This is a genomic window from Brevundimonas alba, assembly GCF_011927945.1.
GTDB lineage: Bacteria > Pseudomonadota > Alphaproteobacteria > Caulobacterales > Caulobacteraceae > Brevundimonas > Brevundimonas alba.
Window position 1 is genome coordinate 1556064 of sequence record NZ_JAATJM010000001.1, and the last position, 16226, is coordinate 1572289.

General features: G+C 68.1%; 9 protein-coding genes. 3 read left to right on the forward strand and 6 right to left on the reverse strand.

The annotated features are described in order from the left end of the window. Positions 1–3 precede the first annotated feature (3 nt). From GGQ87_RS07710 to GGQ87_RS07725, 4 genes are all read right to left on the reverse strand, one after another. The gene (locus GGQ87_RS07710; protein WP_209282503.1) at positions 4–2394 is read right to left on the reverse strand and encodes a glucan 1,4-alpha-glucosidase; all 2391 of its coding nucleotides are present in this window, start codon (positions 2392–2394) and stop codon (positions 4–6) included. 83 nt (positions 2395–2477) lie between these two features. Beyond that, positions 2478–3416 carry an alpha/beta hydrolase gene (locus GGQ87_RS07715; RefSeq protein ID WP_168046219.1) on the reverse strand — a complete coding sequence of 313 codons (939 nt, stop codon included), beginning with the start codon at positions 3414–3416 and terminating at the stop codon, positions 2478–2480. Continuing rightward, entirely contained in the window at positions 3413–4867 is a 1455-nt protein-coding gene (locus GGQ87_RS07720) for an MFS transporter (protein WP_168047420.1), read from the reverse strand. The genes GGQ87_RS07715 and GGQ87_RS07720 overlap by 4 nt, the downstream gene beginning before the upstream one ends. A gap of 65 nt (positions 4868–4932) precedes the next feature. Continuing rightward, positions 4933–7011 carry a glycoside hydrolase family 97 protein gene (locus GGQ87_RS07725; RefSeq protein WP_168046221.1) on the reverse strand — a complete coding sequence of 693 codons (2079 nt, stop codon included), beginning with the start codon at positions 7009–7011 and terminating at the stop codon, positions 4933–4935. A 74-nt stretch (positions 7012–7085) separates the two neighbouring features. Here GGQ87_RS07725 and GGQ87_RS07730 point away from each other — a divergent pair, with 74 nt between their 5' ends. Continuing rightward, positions 7086–8132, forward strand: a complete 1047-nt coding sequence (locus GGQ87_RS07730; RefSeq protein ID WP_342448345.1) for a LacI family DNA-binding transcriptional regulator — start codon at positions 7086–7088, stop codon at positions 8130–8132. Between the two features lie 2 nt (positions 8133–8134). Here the strand turns inward: GGQ87_RS07730 and GGQ87_RS07735 are convergent, their stop codons facing one another. Then, positions 8135–9763 (reverse strand): alpha-amylase family glycosyl hydrolase, encoded by a 1629-nt coding sequence (locus GGQ87_RS07735; protein ID WP_245161434.1) that lies wholly within the window; start codon positions 9761–9763, stop codon positions 8135–8137. A gap of 2 nt (positions 9764–9765) precedes the next feature. Then, positions 9766–11532 carry an alpha-amylase family glycosyl hydrolase gene (locus GGQ87_RS07740; protein WP_245161435.1) on the reverse strand — a complete coding sequence of 589 codons (1767 nt, stop codon included), beginning with the start codon at positions 11530–11532 and terminating at the stop codon, positions 9766–9768. 347 nt (positions 11533–11879) lie between these two features. On the opposite strand from GGQ87_RS07740, the gene GGQ87_RS07745 reads away from it, so the two are divergent. Then, positions 11880–14672 carry a TonB-dependent receptor gene (locus GGQ87_RS07745; RefSeq protein WP_168046229.1) on the forward strand — a complete coding sequence of 931 codons (2793 nt, stop codon included), beginning with the start codon at positions 11880–11882 and terminating at the stop codon, positions 14670–14672. A gap of 186 nt (positions 14673–14858) precedes the next feature. Then, positions 14859–16148, forward strand: coding sequence for a glucose/galactose MFS transporter (gene gluP, locus GGQ87_RS07750; RefSeq protein ID WP_168046231.1), 1290 nt, complete (start codon positions 14859–14861; stop codon positions 16146–16148). Positions 16149–16226 lie beyond the last annotated feature (78 nt).

A 16226-nucleotide genomic window follows, 5' to 3' on the forward strand; every position in this document is an offset into this window, starting at 1 on the left:
GAGTCAGCGGGCGTATCTCTCCTCTACCGGGGCGTAGCGGTCCCAGATGGCGCGGTCGGCGAGGGAGCGGAGGAGCTTGATGTATTCGGCGTGGGTCCAGGCCAGCGGAGTGGCGGAGTTGGTGCCTTCACCGGGACGGTAGTCGTGGGCGGTGTCGTCGCCGACGCCGTCCCAGACCTGTTCGGGCAGCAGCAGGCCGCCGTTGGCGAAGGACTCCATGCCGCGGACGTAGGTCTGGCGGATGCCGTTCAGCTGAGCCTGCGTCCAGCCGGTGTCGGCCGAGGGATGCTGCAGGGCGGCGGCCAGTTCGTACTGGCCGCGCTCGCCGGTGAAGATGGGCCAGAGGCGGCCGCGCTGACCCGCGTGCATCTCGCCGCCGACGCCGTAGTTCCCGCCCGTGTCGGTCTGCTCGCCATAGCCGTCGTTGCCGTAGCGGCGGAAGGCCGGGACGCCGTTGATGTCGTAGCGCACGCGGAAGCGGTCCTCGCGGGTCTGGTCGTCATACTCGGGCAGGCTGGCGAGGATGGACGGGGCGTCAGGCGCGCGGACGCCGTAGCGGACCAGTTCGAGGAAGCCGCCGTCGACGATACGGTCCTCGGGCATGGCGGGCTGGCCGTTGTTTTCGCCCAGCGGATTGTGGTCGTTCGGGTTCTCGTTGCGGCTCAGGCGGATGAAATAGTCGCCGTCGCCCCACGGGCCGTCGGTGGTGAACATCCGGGCCTCGACCTTCGAGGCGTAGTCGTCGGCGGCGGCCTGGTAGCGGGTCGCGGAGGCGGCATCACCGGAAGCGCGGGCGATGTCGGCGGCCACGGTCAGGCCGGTGATGACGGCGGCGGTGGTGGAGGGGGAATAGCCCTCCTGCTCCTCCCAGCGCTCCTGCTGGGTCCAGGGCGGGGTGATCTGGCGGTCGTTCCACAGCAGGCCGATCTTGCCGCCGTCGACGAGGAAGTCGGCGGCCGGCTTGATCATGCCGGCGTACATGCGGGCCATCTCGGAGTCGGTGACGAGGCCGGCCTTCCACAGCTTCCAGCCCAGCATGATCGGCATGGCGGTCTGGTCGAGCTGGACGCCGACCCATTCGATCTCGCCGTCGACGTGGGTCTTCTGCAGGAACCAGCCGGTGGCGCCCGTATTGCCCGGCGTCTGCGCATCGACCTGCACCTGCGGCAGGTAGCGGAAGGCGGCCAGCGGCGTCTCCTCGTCCCCGAGGGCCAGCAGGGCCATGGCCACCTGATAGAAGTCGCGCGGCCAGACGGCCTTGTAGCCGGTCGAGGGATTGGTCGCGTCGACGGTGTCGCCCCACGGATTGGACAGGGAGGCGATGAGGGCGCCGGCGTGGGTGCGATCCTCCTGCACCTTGAGCATCAGGGCGGAGGCGTATGCGAGCTTACCGCCATCGGTCGATTGCTCCGCAATGCGGGGAAGCTGGTCGAGGGAGGCGATGTAGTCCTCCCAGCCGACGCGTTCGCCCTCGCCGTTGAAGCGGCGGAGGACCTCGTCGAGGCCGGTGGTGGTCGTGGCCTCGATCGCGGCGTCTGCTTCCGCCTCAGAGGCGCCGAAGCCGATCACGAAGCTCCGTTCGGCCGTCTCACCCTCGGTGATGGGACCCATCGCACCGGTGAGCATGAGGTTGCCGGCCGTCTCACCGGTCGATGCGTAGGCATGATCGAGACGGCCATCGGCAAGGTCGGCGAGGCCATCCGACTGGCCTACAAAGCCCACGCTCGTGGCGGCAAAGGGTCGTCCGGGGCGGAGCACCAGATGCACGCCGTCTTCCCAAGCGTGCAGTCTTGACGGCAGGAAGCCGGAGGCGTCGCCGTCCACGATCATCGTGCTTGTCGATGCGTCGCCGCGGTCCCCCACCCCGGTATTGGCCATGTGCGGCTCGAGCAGGAGATAGGGCGTGATCCGTCCCCTGAGAGCACGGATGGAGGCCTGGATCACCAGGCTTTGGCTGTCGGGGTCGGTGTAGATCCGCTTTTCGATCTCGAAGCGGCCCTGTTTGTCGGTGGTGATGACGCGGTACGCGGGCGACAGCGGGCGGCCCTGCGCGTCGGTGTGCAGGTATTCGGTGCGATGGGTGGTGTCGGTTCCCTCGACCGACAAGCCGGTGTCGGTGACCACGGCGAAGCGCAGCTGCTTGATCTGGGCTTGGTGGATCAGGCCGTACATGGTCTCGGTCAGGACGCCGTCGGCGAGGGAGAACCAGACGCGCGAAACTTCGCCGGTGCGGCCGCCGTCGCGATACTGGCCGTCGACATAGGCCTCGTAGGATGCGCCGGCGCCGGTCTTGGCGGCGTTGACCCAGGTGGGTTTGTCGCCGGGCGCGCCGGGGGCGACGGAGGCGATTTCGGGCGCGACCTCCGACGGCGTCGCATCGTCGTGGCCGGGCATCAGCCCCTGCAGGGTCGAACAGCCGCCGAGGGCGGCCAGGGCGGCTCCGGCGAGAAGGCTGGAGATCAAGCGCATGGGGTGACTCATCGGGGCAGGGGCGGAAGCAGGAAGGTCAGGGGCACGTCGAGGCGGGCGTTCCAGCTCGTCTCGTTGTGTTCGGCGCCGGGGAACACCAGCGAGCGGAAGCGGTCCGGGGTCCAGCCGCTGGACCGGATCGCCGCATCGATGCGACTCTGGAACTCGGCGTAGAAAGCGTCGAGGGTCTCGTCGCCGCGGTCGAAATACAGGCGGTGGCGGCCCGGCGGCGGCAGGTCGGCGCGGACCACACCGGTCCAGGCCGCGGTCAGCCGCTCGCGCCACGCGTCGAGGTCGGCCGGGTCCGTCAGCTGGTCTATGCGAATGGGCCAGTGCGTCGAGACGCAGCCGGCGCCGCCGAACACCTCCGGATGCCTCATCAGCGCGTACATGGAGATCAGCCCGCCCATGCTGCTGCCCATGATCGCCGTGTCGTCGCGGCCGGGGCGCGTGCGGTAGGCGCCGTCGATGAGGGGCTTCAGCTCCTCGACGAGGAAGCGGAGGTAGCCGTCGGACAGGGACTCGCCGCCGTAGATGGCCTGCACGTCCGCGCGCATGTCCTCGGGCAGGGCGCGGATCAGATTGGCCGGGATGTATTCCCGCAGCCGCAGCGGCGTATTGCCGACGCCGACGACGATCGGCGTGCGGATCTGTCCGTTGGCGGCGAGGCGGGCGACGTGTTCGTCCACGCCCCATTCCGCGCCGTAGGGTGCGCGGCCCGCGTCGAACAGGTTCTGGCCGTCGTGCATGTAGAGGACGGGATACGCGCTGTCGGAAGCGTCGTAGCCGGGCGGCAGCCAGACGGTGACGTCGCGGGGCTGGACGTGGGCCGAGGCCATCGCCGGATGCTCGACGAGCCGGCCCTCGGTGGGCGCGTCGGCGCGGGCGGCGGACGCCAGCGGCAGCGCCGAAAGGCCGGCCAGCAGGGCGCGGCGGTGCAGCCTCATGCCGCCTCCGGCTTCACCTCGGGCACCAGCAGGCTGAAGCCCGCGGCGATCAGGAAGCTGACGGCGCCGAGGACCAACGCCCAGATCGCCTCGCCGCCGAAGACGCCCTTGAGGATGGCGCCGAGAATGGTGGCGGCGACCAGCTGGGGCACGACGATGAAGATGTTGAAGATGCCCATGTAGACGCCCATTTTCCGGCCCGGCACGGCGTTGGACAGGATGGCGTAGGGCATCGAGACGATCGACGCCCAGGCGAAGCCGACGCCGATCATCGGCAGCCACAGCAGGGCCGGGTCGCGGATCAGGAAGATGCCGAGGAAGCCCGCGGCGCCGAGCGTCAGATTGACGGCATGGGCGCCGCGCAGGCCGGTCTTCCGGGCCAGCACCGGGATCAGGAAGGCGGCGAGGGCGGCGACGCCATTGTAGACGCCCATCAGCACGCCGACCCAGTTGGCGCCCTCGCCGTAGCCGGCCGAGGTGGGATCGGGCGAGCCGTAGTGCACCGCCGTGACCGCAGGCGTCAGATAAATCCACATGGCGAACAGGGCGAACCAGCTGAAGAACTGGACGACGGCGAGCCCCTGCATCGTCTTCGGCATCGCGAAGATGTCGCCCATGATCTCGGTCAGGGCGTTCGAGCGCTGCGCCGCCGAAAGCGCGCCGACCACCATCTGCAGCAGGCCGAAGGCGAGGATGAAGCCCGCCAGAATGTAGAGTTCCTTCTGCAGGGCCAGCAGATTGACCGCGGTCACCCCCAGCACCCCCGCCAGCGCCCAGATCAGGCCTCCGGTGTACCAGGCCGTTTGCGACCTTGCGGCGGCGGGGGCATGTCCGGCGTCCCGCGAGGCTTCGAAGGCCTCGATCTGCTCGGGGCTGTATTCGCGGGTGGTGAAGACGGTCCAGAGCACCGCCGCCAGAAGGGCAATGGCGCCGACGTAGAAGGAGATGCGCACCGCCATTGGCACGACGCGTTCAGGCGCCGTCGAGGCCACGCCAAACCATTCCGTCAGGATGTACGGGAGGCAGGAGGCGAAGACCGCGCCGGCGCCGATGAAGAAGCTCTGCATCGCATAGCCGGTGGTCCGCTGCTCCGCGGGCAGGTTGTCGCCGACGAAGGCGCGGAACGGCTCCATGGTGATGTTGATCGATGCATCCATGATCCAGAGCATCGACGCCGCCATCCAGAGATACGGACTGTGCGGCATGACCAGCAGGGCGAGGGTGGTCAGGATCGCGCCGGCGAGGAAGTAGGGACGCCGGCGGCCCAGCGGCGTCCACGTCCGGTCGCTGAAATAGCCGACGATCGGCTGGACCAGCAGACCGGTCAGGGGCGCGGCGATCCACAGGATGGCCAGCGAATCCACGTCCGCGCCCAGGGTCTGGAAGATGCGGCTGGTGTTGGCGTTCTGCAGGCCGAAGCCGATCTGGATGCCGAAGAAGCCGACGCACATGTTCCAGATCGCCAGCCCGCTGAGACGGGGGCGGGCGGCGAGCCGGGCGTCAGGCGTGGCTGTGGTCACCGGCGGGCCCTTCCAAGCGGGACGAAGCGGATGGCCTGGCCGCCGCCGGGGGCGAGGCGCAGGTCGAGGACATCGGCGGCGGTGACTTCGCGCTGCTCGATGACGATGGCTTCGCGGTTGGTCTTCCAGTGGGCGTCGGGCGCGTCGCGGTAGATCTCCGCGCGATAGCGGCGGCCGGCGTCGAGGAAGGTCAGCGGCTCGGAGAAGGATCGCGGCGACTCGTCGGTGATCGAGCCGAGGAACCATTCGTCGGAGTTGCGGTCCTTGCGGACGATGGTGACGTAGTCGCCGACCTCGCCGTTCAGCACGCGGGTGTCAGCCCAGTCGACCGCGACGTCCTTGATGAACTGGAACGGCCCGGGGTTGGCCTCGTAGTTGACCAGCAGGTCGGCGGCCATCTGGATCGGGCTGTAGATAGCCACATAGAGGGCCAGTTGCTTGGCCCAGGTGGTGGCGACGCCGTCGGGGCTGCGCGTGGTCATGCCGAAGATGCCGGGGGTGAAGTCCATCGGCCCGGCCAAGAGCCGGGTGAAGACCAGATTGACCTCGTGCTCCGGCGGATTCCCGGGCTGGCCCCAGGCGTTGAACTCCATGCCGCGCGCGCCCTCGCGGCTGATCATGTTCGGGTAGGTCCGGCGCAGGCCGGTGTCCTTGAACGGCTCGTGGGCGTTGATTGCGACCTGATATTTCGCGGCGGTCTCGACCACCTTGAGGTGGTGGCGGGCCATGTCCTGGCTCTCGTGCCAGGCCATGTGGGCCTGACCGTCCGCGCCGGTAATACGCGCGCCGCCGGCGTCGGCGACATAGCCGGTCTTCACCGAATGCCAGCCGTGGCGCTGCATCTGGGCGAAGGCGGCGTCGAGCTGCTTCTCATAGACGAAGGCGTTGCCGCCGGTCTCGTGGTGGCCGATCAGCTGGACGCCCTTCTGGCGCGCATAGGCGGCGATGCGATCGATGTCGAAATCGGGGTAGGGCTGGGTGAAGCTGAAGTTCCAGCCGGTGCCGAACCACTCGCCGTCCCAGCCGACGTTCCAGCCCTCGACCAGGACGCCGCCGAAGCCGTGCTTCGCCGCGAAATCGATGTGCTTGAGCGTGTTCTCGGTCGTGGCCCCGTGCTTCGGACCCGAGTTCCAGCTCTTCAGGTCGAGGTGCATCTCCCACCAGATGCCGACGTATTTCATCGGCTTGAACCAGCTGACGTCGCCCAGCTTGTTGGGCTCGTTGAGGTTCAGGATCAGGCTGGATTCGACGAGGTCTCCGGCCTGGTCGGCGATCTGCACGGTGCGCCAGGGGGTGGCGAAGGGGGCGGCGCGGACGACGGCGGCGTTGGTCTGGCCGGGCGTCAGCATGGCGGTGAAACGCCCGCCCTCGGACCGGCGCAGATTCATGCCGGCGTAGTCGATCACGGCCGCCTCGTGGATCGACACGTGCAGGCCGTCGTCCAGCTTCATGGTCAGCGGGGTCTGGGCGACGCCGACGCCGGAGATCGGGGTTCTGGTGTAGAGATATTCCTCGCGGTTCCACTCGAAGGCCGGGATCCACCAGGCCGTGCCGGGCGAGACGACGGCGAACTCGGTCAGTTCGGCGCCGATGTTGACCGTCTTCAGATTGGCCTGATCGGGGAATTCGTAGCGGAAGCCGAGGCCGTCATCATAGAGGCGGAAGACCACGTCCATGCGGCGCTGCAGGCTGGAGGTCTCGGCGAAGTGGACGCGGAACTCGGTGTAGTGGTTGCGGATGAAGCGGCGCTCGCCCCACGGCTGCTCCCAGGTGTCGTCATGCTGCGTCGGGGCGTCGGCAGTGACGGTGAAGTTGCGCTCCAGCTTGGCGGCGTCGGTCAGGATGAAGCCGAGACGCGAGGGCGCGATGACCGGGCGGCCGAGGCGGCTGACGGTGTATTCGGGACGGCCCTCGCCGGTCACCCCGACCTCGACGGTGAGGACACCGCCGGGCGAGGAGGCGCTGATCTTGCCGTTGGTTCCGGCCGGGGCCTGGGCGACATCCTGCGCCTCGGCGGCGACGGGAACGGCGGCCAGAACGGCGCTGGTGGAGAGCAGGGAACGGCGGGTCAGCATCGGGACGGGCTCCGGATAACAGGGCTTGCCAAGCGCGCGGCGCGTGGCGCAGAACCAGCAAGGTTTGCAGCAAAATTTGCAGCCGCGCCATCGACAGGAAACCAAACGTGAGCCGCCGCAACACCCGTCTCGAGGATCTGGCAAAGCTGGCGGGCGTCTCGATTTCCACGGCCTCGCGCGCGCTCAACGACAGCCCGGCGGTCAATGCGCGGACCAAGCAGCTGATCTGGAAGCTGGCGCGCGAGCACGACTATCCGTTCCGCCGCTACATGCCCGCCGGGCCGATCGGCGCCGACGGGGTGATCGCCCTGGTGACGCCGCGGCCGCAGGGACGCGAGGGGCGGCTGAGCGACCCCTTCTTTCTCGAGCTTCTGGCGGGGGTCGGCGAGGCGGCGCGGGAGCGCGGCTGCGACGTGATCATGAGTCATTTCGCCCCGACCAGCTACGACGACCTGTCGGCGGCGATGAACACCAGCCGCGCCGACGGGGTGATCTTTCTCGGCCAGTCCTTCCTGCACCAGAGCCTGAACCGGCTGGCGGAAACCGATGGGCGTTTCGTGGTCTGGGGCGCTGAGATGTCTGACCAGCTGTACTGCTCGGTCGGGTCGGACAACCTCGCGGGCGGGCGCCGGGCGACGCTGCATCTGGCGCGGCTGGGCCGGAAGCGGATCGTCTTCCTCGGCGACCTCGATCCGCCCGAGGCCATGCAGCGGCATCGTGGATACCTCGAGGCGCTGGCCAAGGCGGGGCTGCCGGTCGATCCGGACCTGATCATGGAAGCCCATTTCGAGGTCGAGTCGGCCGAGGCGTCGGTGGACAGCCTGATCCGGCGCGGCGTCAGTTTCGACGGGGTGGTGTGCGCCTCGGACCAGATCGCGCTGGGCGCCGTGCGGGCCTTGCTGCACGCGGGGCTGCGGGTGCCGGAGGACGTGTCGGTCATCGGCTTCGACAATGTTCCGTTCAGCCGCTACTCGCGCCCGGCCCTGACCACGATCGCGCAGGACACGATGAAGGCGGGACGGCTGTTGGTGTCCAAGCTGCTCGACAACCCCGGCGACTCCGTCGGCCGGTCGGAGCGGATCCCGACCGACCTGATCGTGCGCGAGAGCTGCGGCGGCTGAGGTCATCCGGCGGCGGCGAGGACCAGCCCGGCCATCGGCGGCAGGGCGCCGCCTGAACCGGCCTCTAGGTTGACCGTCTCGACGACGCGCCAGCCGGCGGGGGCCGTCCAGTCGACCGGCTGCTCGCCCAGATTGAAGACGCACAGCAGCCGCTCGCCGGGGAGGGCGCGCTCGAAGCAGAGCAGGCCGGGCGCGCCGTCCACCAGTCGCATTTCGCCCCGCGTCAGGGCGGGGTGCGCCTTGCGCAGCGCGACGAGCCGGCGGGTGACGTTGAGCATGGACGACGGATCCGCCTCCTGCCGGTCCACCGCGAGGGCGACGTGGCGCGCATCGACCGGCAGCCAGGGCTCGGCGCTGGAGAAGCCGGCGTGGGCGGCGCCGGCCGACCACGGCATGGGGGTGCGGGCGCCGTCGCGGCCGAGCGTCTGGGGCCAGTTGGCGATGGCCTCGGGATCGACCAGCCGGTCGAACGGCACATCGGCCTGGGGCAGGGCCAGCTCCTCGCCCTGATAGATGAAGACGTTCCCGCGCAGGCACATCAGCAGCAGCATCGCCATCTCGGCGAAGGCCTTGAGATCGCGGGTGCCGGCCCAGCGGGAAATGGCCCGCGGAGCGTCGTGGTTGGAGAAGGTCCATGACGGCCAGCCCTGACCGTCGCGGCCGTGCCAGGCCTCGGCCCCCTCGCGGACGAGCTGGTCGCTGAGCGCCGGGGCGTAGAGGTAGAGGAAGCCATAGGCGCTGTTCAGGTGGTCGTCGCCGGCGGTGAAGGCCTGCATTTCGCGCTCGGCGTGATCGCCCCCGACCTCGGCCACGGTGAAACGGCCGCCGTAGCTGTCGGTCAAGGCGCGGACGCGCTTGAGGAAGTCGGCGATCTGCGGCTGCGACTGGTTGTGGACCTTGTCCTGGAAGTCGAACGGCCGGGTGCGCTTGCCGCCGGGCGGCAGGGGCGGATTGTCCCGCAGCAGCGGGTCGTGCATCGAGAAATTGATGGCGTCGAAACGGAAACCGTCGACGCCCCGATCGAGCCAGAAGCGGGCGGCGTCCAGCAGGGCGTCCTGCACCGCCTGCAGGTGCAGGTTCAGCTGCGGCTGCTCGGGCAGGAAATTGTGCATGTAGTACTGGCCACGGCGGGCGTCCCAGGTCCAGGCGGGACCGCCGAAGACCGACTGCCAGTTGGAGGGCGGCGAGCCGTCGGCCTTGGCGTCGGCCCAGACGTACCAGTCCGCCTTCGCATTGCTCCGGGACTGGCGGCTCTCGCGGAACCAGGCGTGCTGGTCGGAGGTATGCGCGAAGACCAGATCCGTGATGATGCGCAGGCCGAGCCGGTGCGCCTTGGCGACCAAGGCGTCGAAGTCGGCGAGCGTGCCGAAGATCGGGTCGACGTCGCAGTAGTCCGCCACGTCATAGCCGAAGTCCTTCATGGGCGAGGTGAAGAAGGGCGACAGCCAGACGGCGTCGACGCCCAGCGAGGCGATGTGGTCCAGGTGTTGGGTGATGCCCTTCAGATCCCCGATGCCGTCGCCATTGGTATCGGCGAAGCTGCGCGGATAGACCTGATAGACCACCGCGCCGCGCCACCATTCGGCGGCGTCGGTCCCGGCATGCGGAGACTCGAGGAACTGGACGGTCAAGCTCAACCTTCAGATACGCAGACGAGATAGCCCAGGGCGGGCACGGAGACGGATACGGCGCCGGGGGCGGCGGAACGGGCAGGGCACTGGCCGAGCAGGGCGCGCCATTCGGACGAGCGGACCTCGACCGGAACATTGACGTCGCGCGCCACGGTAGAGGTGTTGAACACCACCAGCGTCTCGCCGTCACTATCCAGACGGGAAATGGCGAGAATACCGGGCGTCTGGTCGGCGATGCGGACGGCGACACGGCCGCGACGGAGGCGGCTGTCGGCCGCCCGGACTCGGGTCATTTCCGCGATGCGTCGATACATGTCCGCATTCGTGTCGAAAGGCCCGGACGCCTGGCCGATGCGCCGGTCGTCGGCGTAGGCGGCGGTGCGGGTCTCGAACATGTCCTGCCGGGCGCGGCGGTCGTCGCCGTCGCCGGTGAAGCCCTGCTCGTCGCCGTAGTAGATGACCGGCACGCCCCGCCCCAGCACCACGAAGGCATGGGCGAGGGCCGACCGATCCAGCAGCTCCGCGTCTGAGATATCCGGCATGGCCTTGAGGATCAGGTGGCCGATCCGGCCCAGGTCATGGTTGCCGGTGAAGGTCGGCAGCTGCCGCGCGGTGTCGACGCCGCCGGCGTAGACGGCGTCCTCCATCAGCAGATAGCCCATGGCGTCCGGGTGCTGGACGCCGGTGACCATGTTCTGGACCACGCGCTGATAGGCGAAGTCGAGCACGGCCGGCAGGCGATCAACGACGGTGTGCATCGCCGCCGTGCCACTCTGGAAGTCGTAGGTCTCGCCGAAGATGTGGAAGTTGGGGATGCCCTTCGCGCGGGCACGGTCGAGGATGGCGGGCACGAACGCCTGCCAGAACTCGGGGTTCACGTGCCGGGCCGTGTCGATGCGATAGCCGTCGATCCCGTAGTCGTCGATCCAGCCGCCGTAGATGTCGATGAAGCCCTGAACCACGCGCGGGTGCTCGGTGAACAGGTCGTCGAGGCCCGAGAAATCCCCGTCCATGCGGGCTTCACTGTACCAGGCGCTGTTGCCCCGGTTGTGATAGAGCGAGACGTCGTTCAACCAGGCCGGCGCCTTCAGCGTCTCCTCGCCCGCCGGGTTGTAGGGCGTGTACGCATAATCCGGGCTGGTCAGGGTCGAGAAGTCGCCGCCGGGCTCGCCGGTGAAGCCCCGGTTTATCGCCTCGCCGGTCAGGCCGCCGCGGCGCTGATACGGATAGTCGCCCTTCCACCGGTAGTCGCAGTCGTTCTCGGGGCATTCGCGATAGCGGATGACGTCGGCCGTGTGGTTGATGACGATGTCCAGATAGACCTTCATCCCGCGCGCATGGGCGGCGTCGACGAGGGCGCGGAAGTCGTCGTTGGTCCCGAAGTGTGGATCGATGCGGGTGAAGTCGGTGATCCAGTAGCCGTGATAGGCCGCGCTCTCGTGGCCGGGCGGACCCTGAACCGGCTTGTTCACGAACGGCGGCGCGATCCACAGGGCGGTGACGCCCAGGCCCTGCAGATAGTCCAGGCGTTCGGTCAGGCCGGGCAGATCGCCGCCATGATAGAAGCCGGGATCGGTCGGGTCGTAGCCGGTCTGGAGGCGGTCGCCTCGAAGGCCGCCCCGGTCGTTTGCCGGGTCGCCATTGGCGAATCGATCCGGCAGCAGAAAATAGATCACCTCGTCTTCGGGCAGGCGGTCGCGCACCGCGGCAGTCGGGTCGGCAGACTGGGTAAGCGGCGTTGCGTCGGCGCTACCCGTGGTGGAGATCATCGCCGCGCACAGGGCAGCCGCACAGATCCAGCCTCGTCGCCCTGAGCTTGCCGCCATTGTCTCCGTCCCTCGGATCGCCCGCCGGCAGCATGGTCCGGCAAGTCGTTTGCAAGATTTTGCAGCGGACAGGCCGGATGTCAACCGGCACAGCCACGGCGTTCAAATTGCGGCGCTGCAAGGCCCAAACCCTTGCTGCACTGCAAAATGGCCGAGCCTGCGCGTCACATTTCAGCCACGGATCGTCGGTTGTTGAAGAGACGGCGCTTGCATCCTTTCCATAAGTTTGCGTAACTTTGCGATGACACCGGACGCTTCGTTAGAAATGCGACGGCCTTAGGGAGAATGAGATGCGAACCCAAGTCACTCGCCGTGCCCGCCTGCTCGGGGGCGCAGCCCTCGGCGCCGTCGCCGCCCTGGCCTTCACCGGAACCGCTTCCGCGCAGGACGCGCCGCAGGATGCGACCCAAGTCGACGAAATCGTCGTCACCGGCATCCGCTCTTCCATCGAGAGCTCGATCGCCAGCAAGCGGACCAACGACTCGATCGTCGAGGTCGTCACCGCCGAAGACATCGGCAAGCTGCCGGACGTCTCCATCGCCGAATCTCTGGCCCGCCTTCCGGGCCTGACGGCGCAGCGCCTCGACGGACGCGGTCAGGTCATCTCCATCCGCGGCCTGTCGCCCGACTTCACCACGGCGCTGCTGAACGGCCGCGAACAGGTTTCCGCCGGCGACAACCGCGGTGTGGAGTTCGATCAGTATCCGTCCGAACTGCTGGGCAGCGTTCTGGTTTACAAGACGCCCGACGCGGCGCTGATCGGTCAGGGCCTCGCCGGCACCGCCGACCTGCGGACCATCCGCCCGCTGGAATACGGTCGTCAGGCCATCGCCCTGAACGCCCGCTACGAGTGGAACGACTACGGCGCGCTGAACTCCGGCACCGAAGACACCGGCCAGCGCTACAGCATCAGCTACATCGACCAATTCATGGACGGCGCCCTGGGCGTGGTGCTGGGTTACGCCCACCTGTCGACCCCGTATCAGGCCGAGCGTTTCAACGCGTGGGGCTATCCGGGCGACAATGCCGTGGCCCAGCCCAACCTCGTGATCGGCGGCGCCAAGCCCTACGTCCAGTCGAGCGAGCTGGTCCGTGACGGCTATATGGCGACGGTCGAATTCCGGCCGAACGACCGCTGGCACTCGACGTTCGACGCCTTCTATTCCGAGTTCGACAACACCCAGATCCTGCGCGGCATCGAGTTCCCGCTGGCCTGGGGCGGCAGCTCCGGCGCCTGCCCCGGACCGGTCGCCGTCTGCCGGCCCGGACCCCAGCTGCAGCCCGGCTTCACCGTCGAGGACGGCATCGTCACGGCCGGCACATTCACCAACGTCAAGGGCGTCGTCCGCAACGACGGCAACCGCCGCACGGCCGAGCTGACCTCGGTGGGCTGGAACAACGAATTCCAGCTGGACGACAACTGGGCCGCGACCATCGACGTCAGCTATTCGAAGGCTGACCGCACCGACACGGTTCTGGAAACCAACGCCGGCACCGGCCGCAACATCGACGGCGCGCTGGACACGCTCAGCTTCGTGACCACGCCGGAAGGCACCACCTTCACCTCGACGCTCGACTATTCCGATCCGTCGCTGATCCTGCTGACCAGTCCGCAGGGTTGGGGCGGCGGCGTCTTCCCGGCCGGCATTCCCGGCGGTCAGGACGGCTTCATCAACAGCCCGTCGATCGTGGACGAGCTGCAGTCGATCCGCGGCGAGGTCGGCCGCGACTATGACGAGGGCCCGTTCAGCCGCTTCGAGTTCGGCTTCAACGTCACCAGCCGCGACAAGGAACTGACGCTCGAGCGCTACTATCTGGTGCTGGCCGCCAACGCCGCCGATCCGCTGCACAACACCAGCGTGCCGGTGCCGTCGCAGTTCCTGCTGGAGCCGACGCAGCTGAGCTACCTCGGACTCGGCGGCATGATCAGCTACGACCCGTTCGCCCTCGCCGAAAGCGGCATCTACAACCTGGTCGCGCCGCAGGACGACAACCTGCTGGCCTTCGGCTGGTCCGTTTCGGAGACGGTGAGCACCGGCTACTGGAAGGCGGACATCGGCTCCGAAATGTTCGGCATGCCGCTGACCGGCAACATGGGCTTCCAGGTCGTTCACACCGACCAGAGCTCGGACGGCACGGTCGCCTCGGGCAACCCGGCGACGCCGGTGCCGGTCTCGGGCGGCGACGAGTACACCTACATCCTGCCCAGCATGAACCTGAACTTCGAGGTTCATGAAGACCTCTACGTCCGCATCGGTCTGGCCCGCGAAATGGCCCGTCCGCGGATGGATCAGATGCGCGCGTCGATCAACATCGACTACAACGCCGGTCTCGCGAACAGCACGGACATCAACAACGGTCCGTGGGGCGGCAGCGGGGGCAACCCCAACCTGCGTCCGTGGATCGCCAACGCCGCCGACATCTCGATCGAGAAGTATTTCGGCCGCCGCGGTTACGTCTCGCTGGCTCTCTTCTACAAGGACCTGCAGAGCTACATCTACGACCAGCGCCAGATCGCCGACTTCACCGGCTATCCGGTCACGGGTCCCCAGCCGGTCCTGCGCCAGGGCATCATCAACACGCCGCAGAACGGCGAGGGCGGTGAAATCCAGGGCGCCGAATTCGCGGTGTCGGTGCCGTTCGACATGTTCTGGGAGCCGCTGGAAGGCTTCGGCATGACGTTCAGCGCCTCCTATACGGACAGCAACATCATCCCCAATCCGGGCAGCCCCTCGACCCCGCTGCCGGGCCTGTCGGAGAAGGTCGGCAACCTGACCGTCTACTACGAGCGTGACGGCTTCCAGGCCCGGATCTCGAACCGCTACCGCTCCGAGTTCCTCGGCGAGCTGTCCGGCGTCGGCACCGACCGCATCCAGCGAATGGTCGATGCGGAATCCGTCGTCGACGCCCAGATCGGCTACGAGTTCCAGTCGGGTCCGCTGGAAGGCCTCTCGGCGCTGTTCCAGGTCAACAACCTGACCGACGAGCAGTTCAAGACCTTCGAGAACAACGACGACCGCCGCGTCATCGACTTCCAGCAGTACGGCCGGACCTATCTGGTCGGGGTCAACTACCGCTACTGATCGTCCCAACCGATCAGCAAGGCTGGGCCGTCCCGCATGCCGGGGCGGCCCTTTTTGCATCCGGAGACCCGCCGCGGGCCACTTTTGGTTACGGCTCCGGTAAAACGGCTGGACGCGGACGTTCGACGGTGAAACCGTTTACCCAATCGCCGCGCACGTCAGAGGCGCGGCTATCCGGGGAGAGATATGACCGACACGAACGCGCCGGCGCGGCAGGGCACGACCCTGGCCTTCGCCTATGTGACCACCCTGTTCTTCGCCTGGGGCTTCGCCACCTCGCTGATCGACCCGCTGATCGCGGCGGTTCGCCGGGTGTTCGATCTGAGCACGGCCGAGGCCATGCTGACCGCCTCGGCCTGGTTCATCGCCTATGCCGTCGTCTCGGTCCCGGCGGCCGCCGTGCTGAGCAAGCTGGGCTACAGCCGATCGATCATCTCGGCGCTGGCCGTGATGGTGCTGGGCTGCCTGATCGTGCCGGTGGCGACCATCATGGACTGGTACCCCGGTGTGCTCATCGCCCTGTTCGTCATCGCCTCGGGCGTGACGCTGCTGCAGGTGGCCGCAAACCCGCTGGTGGCGGCGCTGGGCTCGAAGAAGAGTTCGCATGCGCGGCTGAACTTCTCGCAGTTCTTCAACTCGCTCGGCACCACGGTCGGCCCGTACCTCGGCTCGACCGTCCTGCTGACCGGCGGCGTGTTCGCCGCGGGGGCCGTGGTCACCGCCGCGACCCGGGACGAATCCCTGCGCAGCATCGACTTCGCCTTCCTCGCCCTCGGCGCCTTCTTCGCGGTCGTCGCCTTCTTCATCTTCACGGCCCGGAAGAAGATCAACGCCGCCGCCGCCGGAGCCGAGGAAGCCGGCGGCGTGTCGTCGCCGTTCCGGGCGTTCAGCTCGCGCTGGGCCCTGTTCGGCGCCCTGGCCATCTTCATTTACGTCGGGTCCGAGGTCGCGATCGGCGGCATCCTGACCAACTTCCTCAGCAGCCCCACGATCCTGAACATCCCCGAGGCCGACGCCGGCCGCATGGTCAGCCTCTACTGGGGCGGCGCCATGGTGGGCCGGTTTGTCGGCGCCCTGCTGCTGACCAAAGTGCGGGCGGGCGTGCTGCTGACGATCAATACGGCCGTCGCGGCCCTGCTCTGCCTCGTGGTCACCCAGACCTCGGGCGAGACGGCCGCCTACGCCGCCATCGCCGTGGGCTTCTTCAACTCCATCATGTTCCCGACCATCTTCACCCTGACGCTGGAGCGGTCGAACGCGCCGGCGTCGGCGACGTCGGGCCTGCTCTGCACCGCCATCGTGGGCGGCGCGGTGCTGCCCTACATCGGCGGCCAGATCGCGGACGCTTCCGCGACCTTCAATCCGGTCTTCTTCGTCCCGCTGGTCGGCTACGTCCTGCTGACGATCTTCGCCATCGCGGCAGCCCGGGCCAGGGTCGTCGACGGCGATGTGGTGGCGGCGCCCGGCTCGCACTGAGCCCCATCACGCAGACATGAGGGCCGCCGGGCATCCCCCGGCGGCCCTTGTGCGTTCAGAAACTTCGCCGATGTGGGC

Excerpts from the sequence above, each read along its gene's own strand:
- GGQ87_RS07745 (WP_168046229.1), top strand. The coding sequence starts at position 11,880 with ATGCGAACCCAAGTCACTCGCCGTGCCCGCCTGCTCGGGGGCGCAGCC.
- GGQ87_RS07725 (WP_168046221.1), bottom strand. The coding sequence starts at position 7,011 with ATGCTGACCCGCCGTTCCCTGCTCTCCACCAGCGCCGTTCTGGCCGCC.
- GGQ87_RS07740 (WP_245161435.1), bottom strand. The coding sequence starts at position 11,532 with ATGATCTCCACCACGGGTAGCGCCGACGCAACGCCGCTTACCCAGTCT.
- GGQ87_RS07720 (WP_168047420.1), bottom strand. The coding sequence starts at position 4,867 with ATGTGCGTCGGCTTCTTCGGCATCCAGATCGGCTTCGGCCTGCAGAAC.
- GGQ87_RS07710 (WP_209282503.1), bottom strand. The coding sequence starts at position 2,394 with ATGCCCGGCCACGACGATGCGACGCCGTCGGAGGTCGCGCCCGAAATC.
- GGQ87_RS07715 (WP_168046219.1), bottom strand. The coding sequence starts at position 3,416 with ATGAGGCTGCACCGCCGCGCCCTGCTGGCCGGCCTTTCGGCGCTGCCG.
- gluP (WP_168046231.1), top strand. The coding sequence starts at position 14,859 with ATGACCGACACGAACGCGCCGGCGCGGCAGGGCACGACCCTGGCCTTC.